This window comes from Sphingomonas segetis (genome assembly GCF_009720245.1).
Classification (GTDB): domain Bacteria; phylum Pseudomonadota; class Alphaproteobacteria; order Sphingomonadales; family Sphingomonadaceae; genus Sphingomicrobium; species Sphingomicrobium segetis.
Map to the genome: position 1 here is coordinate 1 of NZ_WJSQ01000202.1, position 3782 is coordinate 3782.

General features: G+C 66.9%; 5 protein-coding genes and 2 tRNA genes. All 7 read right to left on the minus strand.

The window, feature by feature from the left end; genetic code table 11:
- Positions 1-295, minus strand: a 295-nt coding sequence (locus GH737_RS13560; RefSeq protein WP_155265322.1) for a J domain-containing protein, incomplete at its 3' end; no start/stop codon positions are given.
- 38 nt (positions 296-333) lie between these two features.
- Positions 334-410: transfer RNA gene (locus GH737_RS13565), tRNA-Asp, on the minus strand.
- A gap of 20 nt (positions 411-430) precedes the next feature.
- Entirely contained in the window at positions 431-1663 is a 1233-nt protein-coding gene (locus tag GH737_RS13570) for an AI-2E family transporter (protein ID WP_196233192.1), read from the minus strand.
- 42 nt (positions 1664-1705) lie between these two features.
- A tRNA-Leu gene (locus GH737_RS13575) sits at positions 1706-1791 on the minus strand.
- 49 nt (positions 1792-1840) lie between these two features.
- Positions 1841-2356 (minus strand): DUF805 domain-containing protein, encoded by a 516-nt coding sequence (locus GH737_RS13580; protein ID WP_230558818.1) that lies wholly within the window; start codon positions 2354-2356, stop codon positions 1841-1843.
- 78 nt (positions 2357-2434) lie between these two features.
- Positions 2435-3589 (minus strand): alanine racemase, encoded by a 1155-nt coding sequence (locus tag GH737_RS13585; RefSeq protein ID WP_155265324.1) that lies wholly within the window; start codon positions 3587-3589, stop codon positions 2435-2437.
- Between the two features lie 40 nt (positions 3590-3629).
- The coding region (locus GH737_RS13590) for a magnesium chelatase subunit ChlI family protein (protein WP_155265325.1) at positions 3630-3782 on the minus strand (153 nt) is incomplete at its 5' end.

Genomic DNA, 3782 nt, shown 5'->3' on the forward strand with positions numbered 1-3782 from the left:
CCATCGCCAGGACGAGAGCGCCGACGCCAGCCCCGGCAACCAGCGCGGCGAGCGGCCAGCGCGGGCGCCTGCGGAGAACTCCGAACTGCTCGTTGAACTGGAGCGGGTCGCTCACCGCCCTTCCGCCGCGAAGCTCGCGGTAGGCACGGATGATCTCTGCGGCGCGGCCCGAATCGCCGCCTTCGCGGTCGGGGTGATGCTGCTTGATGAGGCGCCTGTAGGCCGCCTCGATGGCCGCGGCGTCGGCTCCCGGATCGAGCCCCAGAACGGCGAAAGCGGACGCGCGGCCGGCCATGGGCAGCCGGTCTATCCAGACGGTGGCGATGTGGGAAGTGGCGCGAGTGACGGGGCTCGAACCCGCGACCTCCGGCGTGACAGGCCGGCGCTCTAACCAACTGAGCTACACCCGCGTTTTTGGCGTGGGGGGCGACTAGGAGAGGGCCTTGGGAGTGTCAACCATCGCCGGCTCCATTTCCTGCCGCTCCTCGACCTCTTCCTCGTCCTCTTCGCCGGCATGCGTCAGCGTGCCTTTCTCGAACAGGAATCCGGCGATGTCCGGGGTGCCGGCCGCGGCGAAAATCGTCTTCATGATGATCAGCAGCGGGACCGCGAGAAGCGCGCCCGTCGTCCCCCACACCCACGCCCAGAAGGACAGCGAGATGAGGATCGAGAGCGGGCTGATCGTCAGCCTGTGCCCAACCACCATCGGCGTGAAGAAGTTCGCTTCGATCAGGTGGAAGCCGATGAACACCGCCGGCGGCATGAGCGCGCCCCACACGTCGGGGAAGGTCATCAGCCCGCCGACGAACAGCAGAAGCGCCGCGACGATCGGGCCGAGATACGGGATGTAGTTGGCGACCGCGACGATGCCGCCCCACATCACCGCCGAAGGCATTCCAAGCCACCACAATGCCGTAGCGGTCAGCGCGCCGAGGCCGACATTGATGAGCGTGATCGTGCCGAGATAGGTCGAGGTCGCGTCGACCACCTGCTGGATCACGCGGGCGGTGGTGAGCGCGCCCTCGAAGCTGCCGCGGCTGACGATCGTCCGCTTGCGCATGGTCGTCCAGCCGGCAAGGAAGAAGAAGATCACCAGCAGCGAGAAGAACAGCTGGATGAGGAGGTGTGGCGCGGAGGTCGCGAGCAGACCCATCACCGAGTTAGGCTGTTCGATGGTCACCGACCGCCCCTGGCCGCCGCGCGTGAGCTGGATCTGGGTGGCGATGCGGTCGATGAACCGGTCGAGGTTCTTGTAGAGGTCGAACACCGGGTCGAGCGCGGTGCGTACGCGGTCGATCTTGTTCGGCACCTGCGCGACCCAGTCGCTGGCCGGGATCACAATCGAACCGATCGCGAAGATCGCGAGCATCAGGAAGATGATGACGCACAGCCCGGCGGCGGCCTTCGACGGCATGCCGCGGCGCTCGAACCATTCGAGCAGCGGTACCAGTGCGATCGCGATCACCAGCGCCGCGGTGACCGGCATGAAGAACTCTGCCCCGGCGCGCAGCGCGAACGGCAGCGCGACGGCGACGCCGATGCCAACGATCAGCGAGAGCGCGGCGAGGAGCCGGTCGCGCTTGGCGTTGGCCTCGGCCAGGACCGGCAGGTCATCGCCACGCCCTTCGTCGAGCTGCTGCTGCTTGCGGGTTCGCGCGTCCATCGGCGGCAGCATAATGTGCGCTCACCCCGCCCGCCAGCGGATTGGTGCCCCTGGTCCGACTCGAACGGACACTCCGGTGAAGGAACTCGATTTTGAGTCGAGCGCGTCTACCATTCCGCCACAGGGGCACGCGAAGCCCTAGCTAGCGAGGCGTGCCCGCAGCAGCAACCGTTGCAGCTATTCGGCGGCAACCGCGGCTTCCGGGCCGTCACCGTACGGGTTCGGGCCGTAGCGATTCTCGCCCGGCGAGCCCGGCAGGACCATGAAGACCAGCAGGACGATCGCGCAGATGAAGCCGACGAACAGGAACAATGCAGCGATGCCGAGCCCTGCGCCCAGGCCGCCGGCCATGATCGCCGGTCCGCCAAGGATCATCGCCAGCGCGTAAGGAACGATCGGGAGCAGGATCCACCAGCCGCTGCGGCTGGTGTCGTGAAGCCGGCGCACGCCGACCGCGATCCCGGGTACGATCGTCGCGAGCCACAGCAAACATGTCAGCGGCCCATAGACGCCGAACACCATCCCTTTGATCCCGAGGATGCCCTCGATAATGCTGAGCACCACAAATGCGATGATCAGCCCGAGCACATACCACCAATATTCTGCGCGCGGCGCACGACCGGTGAAGTCGGCATATTTTTCGAGGATCGGCCGCTTTGCCCAGTCGACCGGAGTCATGCTGTTCGGATTCATTGCTTGCTCTCCCCCTGATGAACGAGCGGATGCTAACCGTTCATTTCATAATCGCAACCTTTCGCGCTTGGCTCGCGCTCACCAGCCGTTGACGCGATCCCACACGCCGGAAACGCGTCCGTCGCCCTGAGTTACGAAATAGCGGTCGTAGGCAGCCGCTGTCGCGCACGCATGGTTGGGAAGAATCGTCACGCGGTCGCCGATAGGGAACCGCGAAAAGTCGAGTTCGCCCTCCAAAGCCGTGATGATCCCATGCTCCTGGTTGGTCGATTCGACGCGCACGCCCTCGATCGGCTCGCCGGTGGCGGCGTCGCACACCGCGCCGTACCCCCAGTCGACCGGAAAATCGGCGGTGCCGCGGTCGCGGCTCAATGCCAAGAAGCCGGCGTCGACGAGGACTCGGCCATGCGCGCGATTGTGGCCGATGATGCTGGTCAGCACCGAGATGGCGATATCGCCGACGCCGCAGGTGCCGAGCTGTGCCTGGACGAGGTCGCCGAACGCATAGACGCCCGCCCGCGCTTCGGTGACGCCGTCGAGCGTGCGGGCGTAGTGGACCGTCGGGGTCGAGCCGACGCTGACGATCCCTGCCGGGAAGCCGGCGTCACGGAGCCGCCCGGCCGCGGTCACCGCTCCGGCGCGCTCGCGCTCGGCAATCTCCTCGAACTCGCTGAGCGTGCGCCCCGAATAGGAGCCGCCGGCATGGGTCATTACGCCCGCGAGCCCGGGGCCAAGGCGCCGCGCCACTTCGGTCAGGAGATCGTCATCGGGAGCAACTCCGGCGCGGCGGCCGTCGGTGTCGACCTCGATCAGCGCCTCGATCGTTAGGCCTTCGGCGCTTGCGAACGCCTGGACAGCGTCAGCCGCATCGATGCTGTCCAGGATCAGGCGCAGGGCGCATCCGGCGCGGATCAACACGGCGACTTGCGGAAGCTTCACCGGCGCGATCCCGACCGCGTAGAGAATGTCGCGCACGCCGTTTGCGAAGAAATAGCGTGCCTCGGCGAGCGTCGAGACGGTGATCGGCACGCCGTCCGCGCCCGCCAGGACTTGCAGCACATCTATCGACTTCGAGGTCTTCACGTGCGGTCGGAGCGCGACGCCAAGCTGCTGGACTCGCGAACGCATGCGCTGGGCGTTGGTCTCCAGCTTACGACGGTCGAGGAGCAGCGCCGGCGTCGGCAGGTCGAAGATCGTCTCAGCCAACTCTGCGACTGGAGAAAACTCGTTCATGGTCCTCGCGATGCTACTTCCGGCGCCGCTCGGCAACCGATCAATTGCGCGGCGCCTGGCGGCGATAGCTGAGCGCTTCGGCGACGTGGATCCGGCCGACCTGCTCGGCGCCGGCGAGGTCGGCGATGGTCCGGGCAACGCGGAGCACGCGGTGAAAGCCGCGCGCCGACAGACGCATCGCCGCAGCGGCGTC